Genomic DNA, 20,515 nt, shown 5'->3' with positions numbered 1-20,515 from the left:
GCCGGTGCCCTGGCACCGGCCCGTGCGGGGAACTTTTTGGAAAAAGTTCCCCGCACCCTCAAAAACTTTTGTCAGTTTCCGTTTTTGCCGTCGCCCAGGGCGATGCCGACGAACAGAGCCTGGCCCTGGCGGACGATGCGCAGCGCCACCGCATCCGCCCCGCCCTTGCGCGCGGCCTTGATCGCGTTCACCGCCTCATCCGGGCTGTTCACATCCGTGGCGCCGACGCCGACCAGCAGATCGCCCTGCTGCAGCCCGGCCTGATCCGCCGGCGAGTTCGGCTTCACATTCACGATCACCGCGCCCGAGGCATCATCCGGCAGGTTGAGCTGGTTGCGCAGATCCGGCGTCAGCGGCGCCAAGGTCACGCCCAGCGCCGCCGGCGAGGCATTCTGCTGGCTTCCGCCATTGCCGCCATTGCCGTGCTCGAAGCTGGCATCCGGGTTGCTCGGCATCTCTTCCACCGCAACGCTGACATCCTGCGACTTGCCACCATGCAGATAGGTGATGTCGGCCTTGCCGCTCGGGTCGATATTGGCGATGTCCTCGGCCAGATCGCCCGGATTGGTCACGGCCTGGCCGTTCACGGCGGTGATCACGTCGCCCGCCTTCAGCCCCGCCTTGGCGGCCGGGCTGTTCGGCGCCACGGCGGCGATCAGCGCGCCATCCTTGTTCGGGTTGCTCATCGGCAGCTTCAGCGCCTGCGCCATCTGCGGCGAGATCATCTGCGCGGAAACGCCGAGGAAGCCGCGCGTCACCTTGCCATGCGCCACCAGCTGGGTGACCACGCGCTTGATCATATCGGAGGGGATGGAGAAGCCGATGCCGACCGAGCCGCCGGAGGGCGACAGGATGGCGGTATTGATGCCGATCACCTGGCCCTTCTGGTTGAAGAGCGGCCCACCGGAATTGCCTTCATTGATCGGCGCATCGGTCTGGATGAAACGGTCATACGGGCCATCGCCGATATCGCGGCCCAGGGCGGAGACCACACCGGTCGTCACCGTATTGCCCAGCCCGAACGGGTTGCCCATCGCGATCACCCACTGGCCGGGCTCGACATCCTTGGAATCGCCCAGCTCGACATAGGGCAGCGGCTTCTTCGCGTCGATCTTCAACACCGCCAGATCGGTCTTGGGATCGGTGCCGAGGATCTTCGCCGGGTAGGTATCGCCATTGGAGAGCGTTACCGTCACGGTCTTCGCGCCCTTCACCACATGGTTATTGGTGACGATGGTGCCGTTGGCATCGATGATGAAGCCCGAGCCCTTGGCCTCAACCGCCTGCGGCTGCTGCTGCGGGCCACTGAAGCCAAAAGGAAAGCCGGGGGGAAAGCCAGGGATCTGCGGGAAGCCCGGCGGCAAGCCGTTCTGCGCCTGGGGCCCGGAGCTGCTGTCATCGGCGGCCTGGTCCAGCTTCAGCTTCACATCGACGGAGACCACCGCCGGCATCACCGCTTTCACCAGGGGCGAGAAATCTGGCACCGGGGTGAAATTCTTCTGCACCACCTGGGTCGCGTCCATGGACGGGTCGGCGGCCCTCGCCGGCACAACGCTGACAGCAGCCAGGGCCGTGGCGCCCAGCAGGGCAAAAGCGGAAGCCGTGGCACGCGTCCGGTATTGTTTGATCATGATCTATCTCCTGCGTCTGACTGGACAATGGGGCCGCTGAACGGCGATGTGTGACTTAAATGCCACTAGGGGGGCGCGATCTCAATTGTAACAGCCCCGGGGGTTACATTTCTTCACCCCCCATGCGCGCTCGTTTCAATCCGCGGGGAGATTGTTTCAGATCAGCGCCAGATTTGCCGCGAAATGCCCGGAAAACCCGGCTTCAGCGGTTCATCAGCACCGAGAGATGCGCGTTTTCCAGCACATGCCGGGTAATCCCGCCCAGGATCAGCTGGCGCAGGCGTGAGGAGGTGGAATAGGCCCCCATGGTCAGCAGATCCGCATTGAAGGCGCGCGCCGCCGCCAGCAGCCCGGCGCCGATATTGCGCTCCACCGACGTGAACATGGCGATGTCGGCCTCGACGCCGTGATGCGAGATGTAGTCGCGCACCTCCTGCGCGCTGGGGCCGGGGCGGGTATAATCCTCGCACACCAGAATCCGCACCGCTTCCGCCTGGCGCACGAAGGGCATGGCGGAGGCGAGGGCCGAGGCCGCATAGGAGGTGCCGTTCCAGGCGATGGCGATGCGCTTGCCGATGCTGGCGGGCGGCGCCACCGGTGCCAGCAGCACCGGGCGGCCGGAATCGAACAGCACCGCATGCAGCGCCTCGGCGGCGGAGACATCCTCGCCGGAGAGCGGGTGCGGCACGATGGTCAGGTCCGCCAGACGCGCTTTATGCGCCACCAGCTGCTCCTCGCGCCCGGTGAGGGTGGTGAAGCTGGCACTCGGCTCATTGGTGCCACGATGCGCGGCGGCAATCGGCACCACGGCGGCTTCCGTCGCCTCCGCGAAAAGCGCCTGCAGCCCGCGCACACGCACCCCGCCCTCGCGTTCGGTCGCACTCATCATGTCCTCGATCAGCGCGCCCGACAGCCCTTCCCCCGCGAAAGGGGCGATCTCACGCGTGTCGGACTGGATATGCAGCACCTCCAGATGCGCATTCCACATGCGGGCCAGCAGCAGCCCGGCCTGCAGCGCCGCCGCGGCGGACTCCATGCTGCTGACAGGAAGAAGGAATTTGCGAACCGACATGCTTTCAAGCCTTCAAGAACAGAACCGTAACCGGATTATACTGCACTTAAGGCCTCAAGTGGCAAACTCAAAGCAAATCGCGCAGGCGGAACCAACTCGTGGCCAGCACCAGAGCCGGGGTGCGCAGCGCCTCGCCACCGGGGAAACGCGCATGCGGGATGCGGGCGAAGACGTCAAACCGCTCCGCCTGCCCCGCCACCGCCTCCGCCGCCAGCTTGCCGGCCAGGCCGGTGAGGGCCAGCCCATGCCCGGAGAAGCCTTCCAGGAACAGGATATTGCGCCCCAGCCGGCCGAAATGCGGGGCGCGGTTGCGGGTGATGTCGACGAACCCGCCCCAGGCGAACTCCACCTTGGCATCTTTGAGCTGCGGGAACACCTTCACCGCCCGCGCCAGCATCGCCGCCCCCAGATTACGCGGCGGGCGCTTTGAATAAGAGACGCGGCCGCCGAAGAGCATGCGGTCATCCGCCGAGCGGCGATAATAATCCAGCACGAAATTCAGATCCGCCACTGCCTCGTTGCCGGGAATGAGCGCGCGCACATCGGCCCGCGGCTCGGTCGCCATCACATAGGTGCCGACCGGCATGACATAGCCGCGCAGGCGCTTTTCCAGCCCCTCCAGATAGGCCCCGCCGGCGATGATGAGATGCTTCGCCCGCACCCGGCGGGGGCCGACATGCAAGGTGACAATATCGCCCTCCTCGATGCGCGCAACCGGGCTGCCCGCAAACATCCGCGCCCCGGCCGCCTGCGCCGCGTTGGCCAGGCCCAGCGTGTAGTTCAGCGGATGCACATGCCCGGCGAGCTTATCCTCCAGCGCCGCAATATAGCGCGGGCTGGCGAGACGGGCGCGCAATGCCGCCCCTTCCAGCAGCGCCCCGACGGGCGCACCGAGTTTCGCCAGCGCCTCCTGCTCCTCGCGCAGCTCCCGCACATGGCGGGGCTTCAGGGCGGCATGCAGATAGCCGTGGCGCGGATCGCAGGGGATATCATGCTGGGCGATGCGGGCATAAAGCAGATCCACCGCCTCCACCGACATGTCCCACAGCTTGCGCGCCTCCTGGGCGCCGACGAGCTGGGTGATTTTATGCTGCCCGGCACCAAAGCCCGGCAGCACCTGGCCACCATTGCGCCCGGACGCGCCCCAGCCGATCTGTTTGGCTTCCAGCAGCACCGGCCGAAAGCCGCGCTCGGCCAGATGCAGCGCTGCGGAAACGCCCGAGATGCCGCCGCCGATAATGGCGACATCCGTCTCGATATCCTGATCCAACGCCGGCGCGGCAAAATCCACACGCCGCGTGGCATGGTAATAATTGTTATCCATCCGAGGGCCTAAAGTTTTAGAAGTTTTTGGGGATGTGGGGATTTTTTTCAAAAAGTCCCCACAGACGTTCGGGGTAGTGGCACCGTCGTCGCCACCGCCCCCAACGTTTTCGCTGCTTTTTTGTAAAAAAGCGGCACCAAAAAACTTTTAGACGTTCAGCAACAGATGCTCACGCTCCCAGGACGAGATCACCCGCAGATAGGTCTCGTATTCCAGCCGCTTCACCGCCACCAGTACATCGACAATCTGGTCGCCCAACACCTCGCGGATTTCCGCCGAGCGGTCCATCAGATCCAGCGCATGGGACAACTCGCGCGGCAGCGTGTACTCACCCGCGTAGGCGGAGCCGATCTGCTCAGGCGTGCCCTGCAATTCCTGCACCATGCCGAGATAGCCGCAGGCCAGCGTCGCCGCGAAAGCCAGATATGGATTCGCATCCGCCCCCGGCACCCGGTTTTCCACGCGCATCGCCGCCGCATCGCCAAAGGGCACGCGCAAGCCACAGGTGCGATTGTCATAGCCCCATTGCAGATTGATCGGCGCGTTGGAAAAACGCGTGAGCCGGCGATAGGAATTCACATTCGGCGCGAAAATCGGCATGGTCGCGGGAATATATTTCTGCAGGCCGGCGAGATAGCTCTTGAACAAGGGGCTGGCCTTACCGTCGGCACCAGCGAAGAGGTTCTTGCCGGTCTTCGGATCGACGATGCTCTGATGCACATGCATCGCACTGCCCGGCTCATTGCTCATCGGCTTGGCCATGAAGGTGGCGTAGATATTATGCCGCAACGCCACCTCGCGCACCGTGCGCTTGAACAGGAACACCTGGTCTGCACGGTGCAGCGGGTCGCCATGCAGCAGGTTGATCTCCACCTGCGCCGCCCCTTCCTCATGGATCAGCGTGTCGAGATCCATCTCCTGCAGGTCGCAGAAATCATACATTTCCTCGAACAGCGGATCGAACTCGTTCACCGCGTCGATCGAGTAGGCTTGCCGTCCGCTCTCCTGGCGGCCGGAGCGGCCAACCGGTGGCACCAGCGGGTAATCAGGATCGGTATTGCGCCCGACCAGATAAAATTCCAGCTCCGGCGCCAGCACCGGCTGCCAGCCGCGCTCTTCGTAAAGCTTGAGCACACGCTGCAGGACTTGCCGAGGCGCGATCGGCACCGGCGTGCCGTTCGCGTATTGGCAATCATGGATGATCTGCGCGGTCGGCTCATGCGCCCAGGGCACCAGACGCACCGTGGAGGTATCCGGCACCAGCTTGATGTCGATGATCGCGGGATCGGTCAGCTTGTCGGTCGGGTCATCCGGATATTCGCCGGTGACGGACTGGATGAAAATCGCCTCCGGCAGACGCGGCGCGCCACCTTTGATGAATTTCTCCGCCGGCATGATCTTGCCGCGGGGAATGCCGGTAATGTCGGGCACCAGGCACTCGACTTCGGTGATCCGATGTTCCTCGAACCAGTCTTTCAGATTGATCTGTTCACTCATGTTATCCTCATGAAAAGGCGCGGCACCTAACAAGAAGATGCCGCGCGCGCGGGTTATTGCAGGACGCTGGTCCAGATCTGGTTGAACAGCTTGTACTTGGCGCCGGTGAGCGGAGCCAGGAACTGCAGATTCTTCATCTGTTCAGCGGTGGGCGTGATCAGCTCAGAGCTCATGATACCAGAGAGCTGCGGCTGCGCTGCCGCATTCGGGCTGGCATATTGGTTGAAGTTGGAGAGCGAGGCGCCGACGCTGGCATCCAGTATGTAGTTGATGAACTCGTTGGCGAGATCAGGATGCGGGGCATGGGCGGGAATGGCCATGGTATCCACCCAGATTTCGGAGCCCTGCTTGGGCAGGTAGAATTTCAGCTTCAGGCAGGTGCCATCGGCCTTGCAGCCCGCGATGTCGCCATTATAGGCCATGGAGGCGGCGATGAGCCCGTGCTTCATCTGGTCGCGCGCCGGGGTTTCATCGACGAAGCCGGCGAAATTCGGCCGCGCCTTGGTCGCCTTGATCAGCTTCGCCGCCTCGATCCATTGTTTCGGATCAGAGCAGTTGAAGCCATAGCCGAGATAGGCGCAGGCGGCACCGATCTGGTCACGTCCCTCGCCTTTCGGAATCACGAACGGATAGTTCGGGTTCACCTTGGGGTCGAAGAGAATCCCCCAGCCATCGCCAGGATCCTTGATCTTGGACGGGTCATAGACAATGCCGGTGGTCCCCCACTGGTAGGGGATGGAATATTTGTCGCCCGGGTCGTAGGTCGGGTTCTGGAAGCGGGCGGCGAGGTTCTTGAAATTGGTCAGCGCCGCATGATCGACCGGCTGCAGCAAGCCCTCATCGACCATTTCCGGCACGTAGTAGGAGGACGGCACCACCACGTCATATTGCGAATCACCGCCGGCGCGCAGCTTCGCCTCCATCTCGGCGTTGCTCTCGTAATCCGTCTCGACGACTTTGCAGTTACATTGCAGCTCGAACCCGTCGATGATCGATTCCGAAATATAATCGGACCAGATGAACAGATTCAAAGTCGGCTGGTCGGCCTTCGCCATTTGCGGCGCGACCAGCCCCAGCGCCAACGCGCCGGCGGCGAGGAGGGAGAGGCGTTTCATCAGATGGTTCCTTTTGCTGCGAGTTCGGCGCCGCGGGCGCGGTGCCTGGTGATGATGAAATGAAGCACGGCGAGAAGAATGACGGCACCGATCATCAACGTGCCGATGGCGTTGATCTCGGGTGTAACACCCTTGCGGGCGATGGCGCCGTAAATATAGATTGGCAAGGTCACGCTGCCGGGGCCGGCGGTGAAGAAGCTGATGGTGAAATCATCGATCGACAAGGTGATGCCAAGCAGGAAACCGCCGATGATCGCCGGCTGCACCACCGGCACGATCAGGTGCCAGAAGCTCTTCAACCCGTTGGCATAGAGATCATGCGCGGCATCGAACAGATTCTGGTCCAGCCCGGCCAGGCGCGCGAACACGGTCAGGGTCACGTAGGGGACCTGGAAGGTGATATGCGCGATCATCATCGTGCCCAGCCCTGCTCCCAGCAGGCCGGTGAAGCGATGCACGAAATTGAAGAAAATCAGTTCGGAAATGCCAAACACCAGGCTCGGCATGATGATCGGCGTGTAGATGATCAGGCTGGGCATATTCGCCAGCACGCCCTTCGCGCCGGGCGTGCGGAAGCGCGAGAGCCCATAGCCCAGCAACACCCCCAGCACGGTGGAGATGATCGCCGAGCCGATCGCCAATATCAGCGAACGGCGCAGGGCGGCGAAGACGCTATGGTCGTGCAGCATCACCCCGTAGGCATAGACCGAAAGCCCCTGCGTATGCGGCGCCGGGGCGAAGGAATACCAGGCCACCAGCGCCAGGGGCGTGTAGAGCAGCACATAGATCGGCCAGGAAAAGCCGGCCAGCGCGCGGCGGACATTGCGCGGGATCATATCGACGCCTCCTCGGCCCCGCCCAGCCTGCGGCTGAGCACCCGGAAGGCGACAAGCCCAAGCCCGGTGACGACGAGCATGATCAAGGTCAGCGCCGCACCATAGGGCCAGTCCGGCGTTTCAGTGAATTGGTTGGCGATCAGCGAGCCGATCATCAACGCCTTGTCGCCACCCAGCAGTTGCGGCACCACGTAATCGCCGAAAGCGGGGATGGCCACGAAGATGACACCCGACAAAAGCCCCGGCAGAGTCTGGGGAAATACGGTATGGAAAAACAGCTTGGCCCCGGAGGCGTAAAGATCCCGCCCGGCTTCCACCAGCGTCCAGTCCAGCTTCTCCGCCGAGGCGTAGAGCGGCACGATCATGTAGGGCAGGTAATTATAGGCAAGCCCGGTGGTCACCGCGAAACTGCCCGGGGCGATGCCCAGATCAGGTGCTACCAGATGCAGATGATGCGCCACCCAGGTCAGCGGCGCGTTCGGCCCCAACAGTTCCAGCCAGGCATAGGTGCGCACCACCTGGTTGGTCCAGCTCGGCAGCACGATGAACAAAAGCAGCAGCGGCCTGATGGGTTCAGGACGTGACAGGATGAAGAACACCAGCGGGTAGGACAACACCGCCGAGACCAGCGTGGCGATGCCCGCCTGCTGCAGCGAACGCAGCAGGATGGAGATATTGCCCGCATCCCAACCCAGCAGCGAAAACCCCGCCACCTGCTGGAACGGCTGCAGCGACAGCGGCAGGATCGGCGCGCCGTAATCATCGGCGCTCATGAAGGCGATGCCCAGCAGCACCAGGCTCGGGATCAACAGAAACAGAACGATCCAGAATAATCCTGGGCCGGATGTCATCCACAGACGCCTTCGCTGGCGCGCCTGCTCCAGCGCCACTTCGGTGACAGCGCCGCTCATGGCTCGATCAACATGATGTTCTCCGGCTTCAGCTCAACGACGATCTTCTCCCCCGGCCGCCAGCTGCGCTCGGCCGCCTGGTTGTTGGTGTCGTAAGCGAGCACGAATTTGTTCTCACCGACCTCGACGCGATATTGCGTCGCCGCCCCCATATAGATCGCTTCGCGGATGATGCCGAAAAACTGGTTGGGCCGGCCATAAGGCGCGGCGTCCTCGCTATAGAGCCAGATCTTTTCCGGCCGGATCATCGCCATGCGCGCCGCCGGCAACATTTCGGAAATGGTGAGCCGCCCCAAAGGCGTTTCCGCCTCATGGTCGCTGATCGGGGTGATCTGCCAGATATTGGAGAGCCCCAGAAACTCCGCGACAAAGACATTGCGCGGCCGCTCATACACATCCAGCACCGGGCCGATCTGCTGGATCCTGCCCTTGCTCATCACCGCCATCCGGTCGGACATCACCAGCGCCTCGTGCTGGTCATGGGTGACAAAGATGAAGGTCATGCCAAGGCGTTTCTGCATGCGCAGCAGCTCGATCTGCAATTCCGCGCGCAGCTTCGCATCCAAAGCGGAAAGCGGCTCGTCCAGCAGCACCACTTCCGGTTCATTCACCAGCGCGCGCGCCAACGCCACACGCTGGCGTTGGCCGCCAGAGAGCTGTGCGGCCTTGCGCTTGGCGAAAGCGCCGATCTGCATCATCTCCATGATCGCATCGACGCGCTGCTTGCGCTCGGCCGATTTCACCCCGCGCATGCGCAGGCCAAAGCCGATATTCTGCTCGACATCGAGATGCGGAAACAGCGCGTAGGACTGGAACACCGTATTCACCGGGCGTTCATGCGCCGGCACGGACTGCATCTCCCGCCCGGAAATCAAAATCCGCCCCTCATCGGGCGTCTCGAAACCCGCGATCATCCGCAAGAGCGTGGTCTTGCCGCAACCCGAGGGGCCGAGAAGGGTGAAGAATTCGCCGGCCTTGATCTCAAGGTCGATATGATCGACAGCCGGAATCGTGCCGGCGAAAATGCGCGTAATCCCGCTCAGCGAGATTGCACCGCGCGCCCCCGTCTGGGCTTCGGTACCTGCGATGGCTAACGTGGAGGACATCAGCCTTTCCTCCGCCAACAGCCTGAAATTTGATTATTCTTATACGGCTTTCTGGTCCACAGCACGCAAACCCTCAAGTTTTGTTAATGCCGCACTCTCGCTTAACTGCCTGAGAGGCGTCAAGAATATTCGGTAGGACTTTTCGCCGAACGGACGGCTTTTTGTTGCAACAGGCCGAGGTTTATAGGTAAATTGTTGAAAATACTAAACGCAAGGATCGAAGTTTTATGTCAGTGCCCCTCCCGGCCGAAACCAGTACGGACGATATCGGCACGCGCTTGAAGCTGGTCCGGCAGATTTTCGGGCTGACCCAGCGCGAACTTGCGCGCCGCGCCGGGGTGACCAACGGGGCGATTTCGCTGATCGAACAGAACCGGGTCAGCCCCTCGATTTCCTCGCTGAAGAAAATTCTCGATGGCATTCCGCTGACCCTGGCGGATTTCTTCACATTGGATTTCTCGCCTTCGGACGAGGTGTTCTTCACCGCCGCGGAGCTGACCGAGATCGCCTACCAGCCGGAAATGTCGATGCGGCTGGTCGGGCGCAAGGCCAAGGGCCGGGCGCTGGGCATGCTGCGCGAAACCTACCAGCCGGGGGCCGATACTGGCGATACGATGCTGCGCCATGAGGGCGAGGAATGCGGAATCATCGTCTCGGGCAGCCTGACGGTGACGGTGGGGGTGCAGGAGCGCGTACTCAATCCGGGCGACGCCTATTATTTCCGCTCCGATATTCCGCACCGCTTCCGCAACCAGGGCGAGGAGCCTTGCGTGCTGATCAGCGCCAACTCGCCGCCGACCTTCTGATGGCGCTCCTCACCGGCGGCTGTCTGTGCGGGGCTGTGGCCTATCGGCTGGAGCATCTGCCCGGCGATGTGGCGGATATATGTTTCTGCCGGGAATGCCGGAAAGCCTCCGGCGCGGCGGGGCTGCCCTGGGTGCAGGTGCCCCCTGCCCGCTTTGCGGTAACCAAGGGCACGGCGCGCGGCTTTGCGTTTTCCAAGGCGGCGACGCGTTGGTTCTGCGGCGATTGCGGCACACCGCTTTACATGACGGACCCGGAGGGGCGCTCGGTAGGGGTGACGCTGGGCTCGCTGGACGAGCCGGAGGCAATCCGCCCGACCACGCAGGGCTGGGTGTGCGAGCGCGTGTCCTGGCAGGGATTGGATGCGGGGCTGCCAGCGTTCGAAAAATCCCCGCCTTATGATTTATAGAAGTTTTTGGTGCCGCTTTTTTCAAAAAGCGGCGAAAAGCGTTTGGGGTGGTGGCAGCAGCGGTGCCAACATCCCAGACGTTTCGTGGCCCTTTTTGAAAAAAGGGCCACACCCCAAAAACTTTTATTTTTTTGCGCTGCGCGTAGGCGAGCAGCACCGGGGCCGCCAGCACCAACGCCGCGACATTCCACATCACGAAATCCAGATTGGCCAGCCCCTCGATCGCCACATCCACCACCCCCAGCACCGCCAGCGCGCCACCAGCCAGGCATTCCTCCCAGCCCAACGCCGGCCGGTCCTTGGTCCAGAGCCGCAGCACCGAGGCCATCGCCGGCACGATGAACACCGCCATCGGACGCATCCCGATAGCGCCCATCGAACACCAGCAGCGCCTCAAAAACCGCCGCCGAGGCCAGGAACAAGAACCAGAGCCCGCCATAATCCAGCCCCGGACGCAGGTGCCGCCAGCCCGCCAGCGCCTGCGCCCCGCTGCGCGCCGGAGCCACCGGGCGGCGCGCCAGAATCGCATCCGCCCGGCGCAACGCCAGCACCGCCAGCAGCGCCTGCAGCGGCAAATTCACCAGCGCATCCAGCCGCAGCCAGTTATCATAGAGCATCGGCAGCGTGCCCATGCAGGCAATGGCAAAGCCGTTCCCCAACGCAAAGGCCGGCACCGCCAGCCGCAGATTGCGAAACCCGACCGCGGCGAACAGCAGGCAGCCCGAAAGTGCTGCCAGCGCCGCATACCAGGGCCAGGAGGGATGCTCGACCACCGGGCCATTCAGCGGGAATTTCTGCACCCGGTCGGCGTTCCAGATGCCCCAATTGGCCCCGGCCACGCCCTCATCCTCATATTTCCAGTTCTGGTCGAACGCCTCGATCAGGTTGTAATCCACCCCCTCCTTGGCCGCGAGCCCGACGAAGCGGCGCAGAAACACTGCCTCATTCACCCGCGAAGGTGCGGCCGGCCCGCGCCAGCGCCCGCGCGAGGGCCAGCCGGTCTCGCCGATGGAAATCTGCTTGCCCGGGAACAGCCGCTTGAAATGCGCCGTGGTGGAGTCGATCTCCGCCAGCGCGTCATCCACCGAAAGCGGGGTATTTTCCCAATAGGGGAGGAAATGGATCATCACGATATCCACATGCGGCGCCACTTGCGGGAATTGCTCCCAGAAATCCGTGACATCCGCATAGGCCACCGGCTGCTTCACCTGGGCGCGGACGCTGTCGATATCCTTGATCAGATCATCCACCGAGAGATCCCGGCGCAGCAGCACCTCATTGCCGACAATCACCCGGGTGACGGTATCCGGATAGGCCTTCGCCTCGGCGATGCCGATGGCCATTTCCTTGGCGTTATCGGCCGGGTTGGCGCTGAGCCAGATGCCCAGCCACATTTTCAAGCCGGCCTTCTTCGCCAGCCCGGCAATATCGGTCCCGGCCTTGATCCGCGCCAGCGTCTCCGCCGGCGTGCCCTCGATGGCCGAATAGGTCCGGATGCCATCCGCCTGGCCTTTGATCAGGTTGAGGTCGCGTGAAATTTCCGCAGGGGTGGGAAAATCCTTGTCCATCGGCGTCTGCCAGGACTGGTAGGGGGCATAGGACAAGGAGTTGAACTTGCCGGCCGGCATGGTCACATCTCCAGCCTGAGGCTGATTCGGCCCCCGCCAGAGCAGAATGGTGAGCAGGCTGAGCAGCACGCAGGTGGAAAGACCTTTGATCATGGCCAATGGCTTAGCCAATGGCCCGGTTTTGGAAAAGAGACATGACCGACGAGACGAATGACCAGGACCTCACCCGCATCCTCACCGGCACCAGGCGCATCGCCCTGGTCGGCGCCTCCGCCAAGCCGGACCGGCCTTCTTATGGGGTGATGCGCTTTCTGCTCAACCATGGCTATGACGTGGTGCCGGTGAACCCGGCGCTGGCGGGGGCGGAGATCCATGGCCGCAAAGTGGTGGCCACGCTGGCGGAAGCCGCGCCGTTCGACATGCTGGACGTGTTCCGCCGCCCCTCGGAAGCGCTGGCGCCGGTGCGCGAGGCGATTGGCCTGCACGCCAAGACGGTATGGATGCAATTGGGCGTGATCAACCAGAAAGCCGCCGAGGAGGCGCGGGCCGCCGGGCTGAATGTGGTGATGAATCGCTGCCCGGCGATGGAAATGCCACGTCTTGGCGTCGCCGGCCCCCTAACCTGAATTCTCAAAAGTTTTTTGGTGCCGCTTTTTTCCAAAAAAAAGCGGCAAAAACGTCTGGGGTTCTGGCAACGCCGATAACCCACCCAAAACCTTTATAAACTTTCCTGCCGGCTGAACCTCAGGCCGGCAGCGCCAGCGCCGGCTTCGCCCATTCGCGCAGCCACGGCAGCACATCCTCCCCCGCCATCGGCCGGGCGATGGAATAGCCCTGGGCGATTCGGCAGCCGAGCCCGAGCAGGGTCGGCCAATCATCCCGGCGCTCAACGCCCTCGGCGACGAAATCCGCCCCCAGCGCCTCGCAGAACATCGCCAGGCTGCGCACCAGCGAGGCGTTGAAGCGATTCACCTCCAGATCTGTCACGAACGCGCAATCCAGCTTGATTTCCGGCACCATGAATTCACGCAGATAAGTAAAAGAGGTATATCCCGCGCCGAAATCATCGATCGAGAGGCTCACCCCATGGTCGCGCAGCTGATGGACCATGGCCTGCCCCTTGGCGAGATTGACCAGCAGCGCAGTCTCGGTCAGCTCCAGCGAAATGCGCGCGGCCGGCACCTCGTAAAACGCCAGCTGACGCAGCAGCCGGGGCACGAACTCGTCATCCTCCAGCATCCGCGCGGAGATATTGATCGCGATTTTGAGGAAATGGCCGCGCGCCTGCCATAAAGCGCATTGCCCCAGCGCCAGCTCGATCGTCTTGTCGGTAAAGGCGGCGAGCAGCGGCGAGCTTTCAACCGCCGGCACGAAATGATACGGGCCAATCAGCCCTTTGCGCCCATGCTGCCAGCGCACCAGCGCCTCGAAACCAACCACTTCGCGCGTATCCAGCCGGATTTTCGGTTGATAATGCATGATCAACTCGTTGCGGCGGATCGCCTGCGCCATTTCGGCCAGCATCCCGTCCTGGCCGGGCAAGGCGGCAGCACATTCCCCGCCCTCTCCACGTCCACCCATGGAAGGGGACGCGTACGGGCAAATTGCGTGTTGAGCCTGATAAAGCCCGGTATCCGCTGACACTTGAGCCTTCCCTTCACCGCCGCCACTGAAATACCAGCCCCCGCAACGGGACTGACGAACAGACGCGAAGTTTCGCAGGAAAAGCTTAAGCCCCGGTAATCATTCCAGCGCTTGGCGGTATGTCTAGAAAAATTTGGAAGGTTGGTGGGTGCACAAGGATTCGAACCTTGGACCTACTGATTAAGAGTCAGCTGCTCTACCAACTGAGCTATGCACCCAACCTGTGCGGCACCGTGAGGCGCTGCGGTGGGCGGCTCTATAACGGCTGATTTTGAGCTTGAAAAGCCCCCGGGGGAAAGTTTTTGTCGATCGGGTCCAGCCCGCCCAAAATGCCCCCGGGCATTGACCTTAACGCATTGGTCATATCCAATAGGCGCATGATTACGGCTTTTTTAAGGAACACGTGCACATGGCCTATGCACTGCAGCAACTGATCAACGGCCTGACGCTAGGCATGATCTATGGCCTGATCGCCATTGGCTATACAATGGTCTACGGCATCATCGGCATGATCAATTTCGCGCATGGTGATGTTTTTATGATCGGCGCCTTCGTCGGCATCATCATCTTGACAGCCTTGTCCACCGTCACCTCCCTGCCCGTGGCCCTCGCCGCGGCCTTCGTCATTTCAGCCTTCATCTGCGCTGTGTACGGCTTCTCCATCGAGCGCGTGGCCTACCGGCCGCTGCGCGGCTCCTTTCGCCTGGCGCCGCTGATCTCGGCCATCGGGATGTCGATCGTGCTGGAAAATTACGTGCAGGTGAGCCAAGGTGCGCTGGAGCGGGCGATTCCCAACCTGCTGCCCGGCGGCATCGTGCTGCTGAAGCAGGGCGATTTCGTTGTGCAGCTGACCTGGATGCAGCTCGCCATCATCATCGTCACCCTCGTGCTGCTGGCGGCCTTCACCTATCTGGTCACCAAAACCCCGCTGGGCCGGGCGATGCGCGCGGTTGAGCAGGATGCGAAAATGGCCGCCCTCTTGGGCGTCAACACCAACCGCACGATCAGCCTCACCTTCGTCATCGGCTCGGCCCTGGCCGCCTTCGCCGGGGTGATGTTCCTGCTCTATTACGGGGTGATCGATTTCTATATCGGCTTCAATGCCGGCATCAAAGCCTTCACCGCGGCGGTGCTGGGCGGCATCGGCTCGCTGCCGGGCGCGGTGCTGGGCGGGCTGTTGATCGGGCTGATCGAGGCGTTCTGGTCCGGCTATGCCACCGTCGCCTATAAGGACGCGGCGGTCTATTCGATCCTGGCCATCGTGCTGATGTTCATGCCCTCCGGCCTGCTCGGCCGCCACGAGATCGAGAAGGTCTGATCATGCTGGAAGATCTCAAAGATGCGGGCCTCTGCGCATTTTTCGCGCTGCTGATTTTCGCCCCCTTCCTCGGCGTGCATCTGGGGGACGGCACCTCCGGCAATCTCACGCTCGGCCCAACGCCGGAGCGGCTGGCGCTGGCGGTGGCCGCCACCTTCATCGCCCGCATGGCGATGCTGGCCTGGCACAGGCTACGCGGCAAGCGCACCGCCAAGCCCAGCAATGGCGCCGCCGCCGCCCGGGCGGCAAAATATATCGGCCCGGTGCTGCTGGCGGTGGCGATCATCTTCCCGCTGCTGCCCGGCATGCCCAACGCCTATATCGATCTCGGCGTGCTCATCCTCACTTACGTGATGCTGGGCTGGGGGCTGAACATCGTCGTCGGCCTCGCCGGCCTGCTCGATCTCGGCTACGTCGCCTTCTATGCCGTCGGCGCCTATTCCTTCGCGCTGCTGGCCTCGAATTTCGGGCTCGGCTTCTGGGAGTGCCTGCCGCTGGCCGGCATCCTCGCCGCCTTCTGGGGCGTGTGCCTGGGCTTTCCGGTGCTGCGGCTGCGTGGCGACTATCTGGCCATCGTCACCCTCGCTTTCGGGGAAATCATCCGGCTGGTCATCACCAACTGGGTCTCGCTCACCGGCGGGCCCAACGGTCTGCTCGGCATGCCAGCCCCTAGCCTGTTCGGGCTGAAATTCTCCATGGCCGGCGGCCCGGGCACCTTCGCCGGCTTCTTCGGCGTCGACCCGATGCCCTGGCAGAAAACCGCCTATCTTTTCTATGTGATCCTGGCGCTGGCGCTGCTCACCAACTGGGTGACGCTGCGGCTGCGCAAACAGCCCCTGGGCCGCGCCTGGGAGGCGCTGCGCGAGGATGAGATCGCCTGCCGCTCGCTTGGCATCAATGTGCGCAACACCAAACTCACCGCCTTCGCCATCGGCGCGATGTTCGGTGGCTTCGCCGGCTGCTTCTTCGCCGCACGGCAGAGCTTCATCAGCCCGGATAGCTTCACCTTCATCGAATCCGCCACCGTGCTCGCCATCGTGGTGCTGGGTGGAGCTGGCAGCCAGCTCGGCGTGGTGCTGGCCGCCTGCGTGATGATCGGCATTCCCGAATTGCTGCAATCGCTGCAGATCTACCGCATGCTGATCTTCGGCCTGGCGCTGGTGACCATCATGGTGGTGCGCCCGCGCGGCTTCATCTCCATCCGCCGCCCCTCGGTCTCGTTGGGCAAAGCGAAAATGATCGGCGCGGAATTGCGCGCCGAAGGCAAGGGCTGAGCCATGACCATTCTCTCCGTCTCCAACCTGACGATGCGTTTTGGCGGCCTCACCGCGGTCAATAACGTGTCCTTCGCCGCTGAGCGCGGCCATATCACCGCCGTCATCGGCCCCAACGGTGCGGGCAAGACCACGCTCTTCAACTGCATCACCGGCTTCTACAAGCCGACCGAAGGCAGCATCGCGATGTCGCCCAGCCTGGGCAAAATCGTGCGGCTGGAGAAGCTGGCCGGCCACCAGGTCGCCTCCAAGGGCAAGGTGGCGCGCACCTTCCAGAATATCCGCCTGTTCGGCGGCATGACGGCGCTGGAAAACCTGCTGATCGCGCAGCATAACAAGCTGCAATCGGCAACCGGCTTCGGCGTGCTCGGCGTGCTCGGGCTGGGCGGCTATCGCAAGGCCGAGAAACAGGCGATCGAGCTGGCCAAGCACTGGCTGGACCAGACCGGGCTGATGGCCCGCGCCGACGATCCCGCCGGCGCCCTGCCTTATGGCGACCAGCGCCGCCTGGAAATCGCCCGCGCCATGTGCACCGAGCCCGCCTTGCTCTGCCTGGACGAGCCGGCCGCCGGCCTCAACCCGCGCGAATCCGCCGGGCTCAACCAGCTGCTTCTGAAAATCCGCGATGAAGGCTGCTCGCTGCTGCTCATCGAACATGACATGGGCGTCGTGATGAAGATTTCCGACCATATTATCGTGCTCGACCACGGCAAGAAGATCGCCGATGGCAGCCCGACCGAGATCCGCAACGACCCCGCCGTCATCGCCGCCTATCTCGGCGAGGGCGACGAGGACGACCCCGACGCGCCGGTGGCGGAGAGCGTGGCATGAGCAATGTTCTCGAACTCCAGGGGGTGAGCAGCTTTTACGGCCCAATCCAGGCGCTGCGCGATGTCTCCATCGAGGTGCCGGAAGGCGAGATCGTCACCCTGATCGGCGCCAATGGCGCCGGCAAATCCACGCTGATGATGACCATTTTCGGCATGCCCAAGGCCAAGACCGGCCGAGTGCTGTATTATGGCGAGGACATCACCACCCTTCCCGCCTTCCAGATCGCCCGCAAGGGCATCGCCCAGTCGCCGGAAGGGCGGCGAATTTTCCCGCGCATGAGTGTCGAGGAAAACCTGCTGATGGGCGCGCAGGTGATCGATTACGAAGATTACGACGTGAACCTGAAAAAGATGTTCGCGTTGTTCCCCAGGCTGCAGGAGCGCTTCGCGCAACGCGCCGGCACGCTCTCTGGCGGCGAACAACAAATGCTGGCCATTGCCCGCGCGCTGATGAGCAAGCCGAAGCTGCTGCTGCTGGACGAGCCCTCGCTGGGCCTGGCTCCGCTGGTGATCAAGCAGATTTTCGGTGCCATCCGCGACCTCAACCGGGAAACCGGGCTCACCGTTCTGCTGGTCGAGCAGAATGCCAACCAGGCGCTGCGCCTGGCGCACCGCGCCTATGTTCTGGTCAATGGTCAGCTGACCATGCAGGGCACTGGCGCGGAACTGCTCGCCAAGCCCGAAATCAGGGCCGCCTATCTCGAAGGCAGCCATTGATACGGCCCATTTTTTGGGCTCATACTCGTTTTGCACCTTGTCTAAGATCGTCACCATAAACAACAGGAGCAGACTTTGCGTAACATCCTTTTTGGCACCGCCGCGCTGCTGGCGCTCGGCACCGGCCTCGCCCATGCGCAGATCAAGATCGGCATGGCCGGTCCCCTCACCGGCTCCAACGCCGCCTTCGGCGTGCAGATGAAGACCGGCTTCGACCTCGCGATCTCCGACATCAACAAGGCCGGCGGCGTGCTCGGCAAGCAGCTGGTGCCGGTGCCGGTGGACGATGCCTGCGATCCGAAGCAGGCCGTCTCCGCCGCCAACACGCTGGTCTCCGATGGCGTGGTGATGGTGGACGGGCATTTCTGCTCCGCCTCCTCGATCCCGGCCAGCAAGGTCTATGAGGATGCCGGCATCCTGCAGATCTCCCCGGCCTCGACCAACCCGGCCTACACCGATGATGGCAGCCCCTACACCTTCCGCACCTGCGGCCGTGACGACCAGCAGGGCAAGGTGGCCGCGGAATATATCGCCAAGCACTTCCCCAAGGCGAAGATCGCGGTGCTGGACGATAACTCCACCTACGGCAAGGGCATTGCCGACCAGGTGCGGCTGAACCTGAAGAAGCTGGGCGTGAAGGTGGCCTACAACACCTCCTACACCGCCGGCGACAAGGACTACTCCGCGCTGATCTCGCGCATGAAGGAGCAGGGCATCACCCTGGTCTATATGGGCGGCTATTATTCCGATATGGGCCTGATCATGCGCGAAGGCGTCACCCAGGGCTTCACGCCGCAATATTTCTCGGAAGACGCGGCCGTGACCTCCGCCCTGTGGCAGGTGGCCGGCAGCGCCGCTGAAGGCATGCTGATGACCTTCCCGCCGCCGGCCGAGAAGGACCCGGCCGCCGCCAAGGTCGTCGCCGAACTGACCGCCGCGAAGGAAGACCCGTCCGGCTATGTGCTGTACTCCTACGCCACCGTGCAGGTCTGGGCGGAAGCCGCCAAGAAGGCCGGCACCACCAACCCCACCAAGGTCGCGAAAGAGCTGAAGGCGGGCGGGCCGTGGAACACCGTGCTCGGGCCGATCAAGTTCGACTCCAAGGGCGACGTCGTCAACGCCGCCTACGCCATCTACAAGTGGCATGACGGCAATTACGCCATGTACGCGCTGAAGCCGTAAGGCCTGCGCCCAGAAAACGGAAAAGCCCGGCATTATGCAGGGCTTTTTTATGTCGGGCGGAATCTGGCCGCCCCGCAGGCTGTCGACCGGATTAACCCAAGATTTTTAGCCTAACTCTCCCCATCCCGCCGATACGGCCCCTCGGCCGCCATCGCCTCCATCGCGCTCAGCATTTCCTCGCGCTCGGCCGCGACAAATTCCGCCACCGCCGCGCGCAGGCCGGGATGTTCGATATAATGCGCCGAGTAGGTGGGCTTGGGCAGGTAGCCGCGCTGGATCTTATGCTGCCCCTGCGCCCCGGCCTCCACCCGCTTCAGCCCGTGCGCGATGGCGTAGTCGATCGCCTGGTAATAGCAGAGCTCGAAATGCAGGAAGGGCACATCCTCCAGCGCCCCCCAATTGCGCCCGTACAGCACGCCGTCGCCGCGCAGATTAAGCGCCCCGGCGATCGGCTTGCCGTTCCGCTCCGCCAGCATCAGCACCACGCGCTCCCCCAGGCGTTGGCCCAGCAGCGGGAAGAATTCCGGGGTCAGATACGCCCCGCCCCATTTGCGCTCGACTGTGGAGAGATAGAATTCATAGAATATCGCCCAGATCGCCGGCGTCAGCTCTGGCCCGCTCAGCGCCCGGAAGGTCAGCCCCGCCTGGGCGTCGCGCCGCTCACGGCGAATGGCTTTGCGCTTGCGCGAGGAGAGCGCGCCGAGAAATTCCTCGAAGCTCTCATAGCCTGGATTTTCCCAGTGAAACTGCATGCCCAGCCGCTGCAGCCAGCCGGCCCGGCCCAGCCCCTCCCACTCCGCCTCGGTGCAGAAGGTCACATGCGCGGAGGAGGTTTTGGTGGCGTTGCAACTCGCCTCCAGCGCCGCCGCCATCACCTCCGGCGTCGCCCCCAGCAGCCTTGGCCCCGGCACCGGGGAGAAAGGCGATGCCACCTGCAATTTCGGATAATAGCGCCCGCCGGCGCGCTCGAAAGCATTGGCCCAGCCCTGGTCGAACACATATTCGCCGTAGGAATGGGTTTTCGCATAGGCCGGCGCCACCGCCTGCAGCCCGCCCGCCGCGTCGCGCAACGCCAGATGCCGGGGATGCCAACCGCTACGCCCGCCGACAGAGCCGCTTTCCTCCAGGCTTGAGAGAAACGCATAGGAGATAAACGGGTTATCCTCCCTGAAGCACCCGTCCCATGCCTCTTGCCCGATCTCGGCAATCGTCGGAAAAATCTCAAGCTGTAGAGATGTCTCACCGTCCATGCCCTACCATATGCGGTGGCGGCGGCA

19 protein-coding genes and 1 tRNA gene are annotated in these 20,515 nt (G+C 63.1%); 8 read left to right on the top strand and 12 right to left on the bottom strand.

All coding sequences use genetic code 11. The features are described from left to right. Positions 1-71 precede the first annotated feature (71 nt). The 8 genes from MXAZACID_RS02110 to MXAZACID_RS02075 form a co-directional block, all read right to left on the bottom strand. The gene (locus MXAZACID_RS02110; protein WP_008492386.1) at positions 72-1,631 is read right to left on the bottom strand and encodes a Do family serine endopeptidase; all 1,560 of its coding nucleotides are present in this window, start codon (positions 1,629-1,631) and stop codon (positions 72-74) included. Positions 1,632-1,833: 202 nt separating this feature from the next. Then, positions 1,834-2,703, bottom strand: a complete 870-nt coding sequence (locus MXAZACID_RS02105; protein WP_008492384.1) for a universal stress protein — start codon at positions 2,701-2,703, stop codon at positions 1,834-1,836. 67 nt (positions 2,704-2,770) lie between these two features. Further along, positions 2,771-4,027, bottom strand: coding sequence for an FAD-binding oxidoreductase (locus MXAZACID_RS02100; protein ID WP_008492383.1), 1,257 nt, complete (start codon positions 4,025-4,027; stop codon positions 2,771-2,773). 147 nt (positions 4,028-4,174) lie between these two features. Then, positions 4,175-5,524, bottom strand: a complete 1,350-nt coding sequence (locus MXAZACID_RS02095) for a glutamine synthetase family protein (protein ID WP_008492382.1) — start codon at positions 5,522-5,524, stop codon at positions 4,175-4,177. 53 nt (positions 5,525-5,577) lie between these two features. Continuing rightward, positions 5,578-6,639: a spermidine/putrescine ABC transporter substrate-binding protein gene (locus tag MXAZACID_RS02090; protein ID WP_008492381.1), complete on the bottom strand. Its 1,062-nt coding sequence runs from the start codon at positions 6,637-6,639 to the stop codon at positions 5,578-5,580. Then, entirely contained in the window at positions 6,639-7,475 is an 837-nt protein-coding gene (locus MXAZACID_RS02085; RefSeq protein WP_008492380.1) for an ABC transporter permease, read from the bottom strand. The genes MXAZACID_RS02090 and MXAZACID_RS02085 overlap by 1 nt, the downstream gene beginning before the upstream one ends. After that, positions 7,472-8,386, bottom strand: a complete 915-nt coding sequence (locus MXAZACID_RS02080; RefSeq protein ID WP_008492378.1) for an ABC transporter permease — start codon at positions 8,384-8,386, stop codon at positions 7,472-7,474. The genes MXAZACID_RS02085 and MXAZACID_RS02080 overlap by 4 nt, the downstream gene beginning before the upstream one ends. Then, on the bottom strand, positions 8,383-9,492 hold the full coding sequence (locus MXAZACID_RS02075) for an ABC transporter ATP-binding protein (protein WP_008492377.1): 1,110 nt from the start codon (positions 9,490-9,492) through the stop codon (positions 8,383-8,385). The genes MXAZACID_RS02080 and MXAZACID_RS02075 overlap by 4 nt, the downstream gene beginning before the upstream one ends. Positions 9,493-9,719: 227 nt before the next feature. On the opposite strand from MXAZACID_RS02075, the gene MXAZACID_RS02070 reads away from it, so the two are divergent. Both MXAZACID_RS02070 and MXAZACID_RS18120 read left to right on the top strand, forming a co-directional pair. Beyond that, positions 9,720-10,298: a cupin domain-containing protein gene (locus tag MXAZACID_RS02070; protein ID WP_008492376.1), complete on the top strand. Its 579-nt coding sequence runs from the start codon at positions 9,720-9,722 to the stop codon at positions 10,296-10,298. Next, entirely contained in the window at positions 10,298-10,705 is a 408-nt protein-coding gene (locus tag MXAZACID_RS18120) for a GFA family protein (RefSeq protein WP_008492375.1), read from the top strand. Before MXAZACID_RS02070 ends, MXAZACID_RS18120 begins: the two co-directional genes overlap by 1 nt. Here the strand turns inward: MXAZACID_RS18120 and MXAZACID_RS02060 are convergent. Continuing rightward, positions 10,693-12,426 carry a glycosyl hydrolase family 17 protein gene (locus MXAZACID_RS02060; RefSeq protein WP_008492374.1) on the bottom strand — a complete coding sequence of 578 codons (1,734 nt, stop codon included), beginning with the start codon at positions 12,424-12,426 and terminating at the stop codon, positions 10,693-10,695. The two genes, MXAZACID_RS18120 and MXAZACID_RS02060, sit on opposite strands and share 13 nt — an antisense overlap. A gap of 41 nt (positions 12,427-12,467) precedes the next feature. Between MXAZACID_RS02060 and MXAZACID_RS02055 the strand changes: the two genes are divergently transcribed. Then, positions 12,468-12,899, top strand: coding sequence for a CoA-binding protein (locus MXAZACID_RS02055; protein ID WP_008492373.1), 432 nt, complete (start codon positions 12,468-12,470; stop codon positions 12,897-12,899). Positions 12,900-13,017: 118 nt separating this feature from the next. Here MXAZACID_RS02055 and MXAZACID_RS02050 read toward each other — a convergent pair whose 3' ends face one another. Together MXAZACID_RS02050 and MXAZACID_RS02045 are read right to left on the bottom strand one after the other, a co-directional pair. After that, positions 13,018-13,854, bottom strand: coding sequence for an EAL domain-containing protein (locus tag MXAZACID_RS02050; protein WP_083878410.1), 837 nt, complete (start codon positions 13,852-13,854; stop codon positions 13,018-13,020). 205 nt (positions 13,855-14,059) lie between these two features. Beyond that, a tRNA-Lys gene (locus tag MXAZACID_RS02045) sits at positions 14,060-14,135 on the bottom strand. A 191-nt stretch (positions 14,136-14,326) separates the two neighbouring features. Between MXAZACID_RS02045 and MXAZACID_RS02040 the strand changes: the two genes are divergently transcribed. From MXAZACID_RS02040 to MXAZACID_RS02020, 5 genes are all read left to right on the top strand, one after another. Then, the gene (locus MXAZACID_RS02040; RefSeq protein WP_008492369.1) at positions 14,327-15,235 is read left to right on the top strand and encodes a branched-chain amino acid ABC transporter permease; all 909 of its coding nucleotides are present in this window, start codon (positions 14,327-14,329) and stop codon (positions 15,233-15,235) included. A gap of 2 nt (positions 15,236-15,237) precedes the next feature. Next, entirely contained in the window at positions 15,238-16,509 is a 1,272-nt protein-coding gene (livM, locus tag MXAZACID_RS02035; protein WP_008492368.1) for a high-affinity branched-chain amino acid ABC transporter permease LivM, read from the top strand. 3 nt (positions 16,510-16,512) lie between these two features. Next, the gene (locus MXAZACID_RS02030; protein WP_008492367.1) at positions 16,513-17,340 is read left to right on the top strand and encodes an ABC transporter ATP-binding protein; all 828 of its coding nucleotides are present in this window, start codon (positions 16,513-16,515) and stop codon (positions 17,338-17,340) included. After that, on the top strand, positions 17,337-18,056 hold the full coding sequence (locus MXAZACID_RS02025; RefSeq protein WP_008492366.1) for an ABC transporter ATP-binding protein: 720 nt from the start codon (positions 17,337-17,339) through the stop codon (positions 18,054-18,056). The genes MXAZACID_RS02030 and MXAZACID_RS02025 overlap by 4 nt, the downstream gene beginning before the upstream one ends. A 75-nt stretch (positions 18,057-18,131) precedes the next feature. Continuing rightward, positions 18,132-19,238 carry an ABC transporter substrate-binding protein gene (locus MXAZACID_RS02020; RefSeq protein ID WP_008492365.1) on the top strand — a complete coding sequence of 369 codons (1,107 nt, stop codon included), beginning with the start codon at positions 18,132-18,134 and terminating at the stop codon, positions 19,236-19,238. Positions 19,239-19,348: 110 nt separating this feature from the next. On the opposite strand, the gene MXAZACID_RS02015 is transcribed toward MXAZACID_RS02020, so the two are convergent. After that, on the bottom strand, positions 19,349-20,488 hold the full coding sequence (locus MXAZACID_RS02015; protein WP_008492364.1) for a GNAT family N-acetyltransferase: 1,140 nt from the start codon (positions 20,486-20,488) through the stop codon (positions 19,349-19,351). Between the last annotated feature and the right edge of the window lie 27 nt (positions 20,489-20,515).

Origin of the sequence: Acidocella sp. MX-AZ02, from assembly GCF_000306035.1 — a bacterium.
GTDB classification, from domain to species: domain Bacteria; phylum Pseudomonadota; class Alphaproteobacteria; order Acetobacterales; family Acetobacteraceae; genus Acidocella; species Acidocella facilis.
Note: the sequence above shows the minus strand (reverse complement) of the source record. Positions and strands in the feature narration are given on the sequence as shown.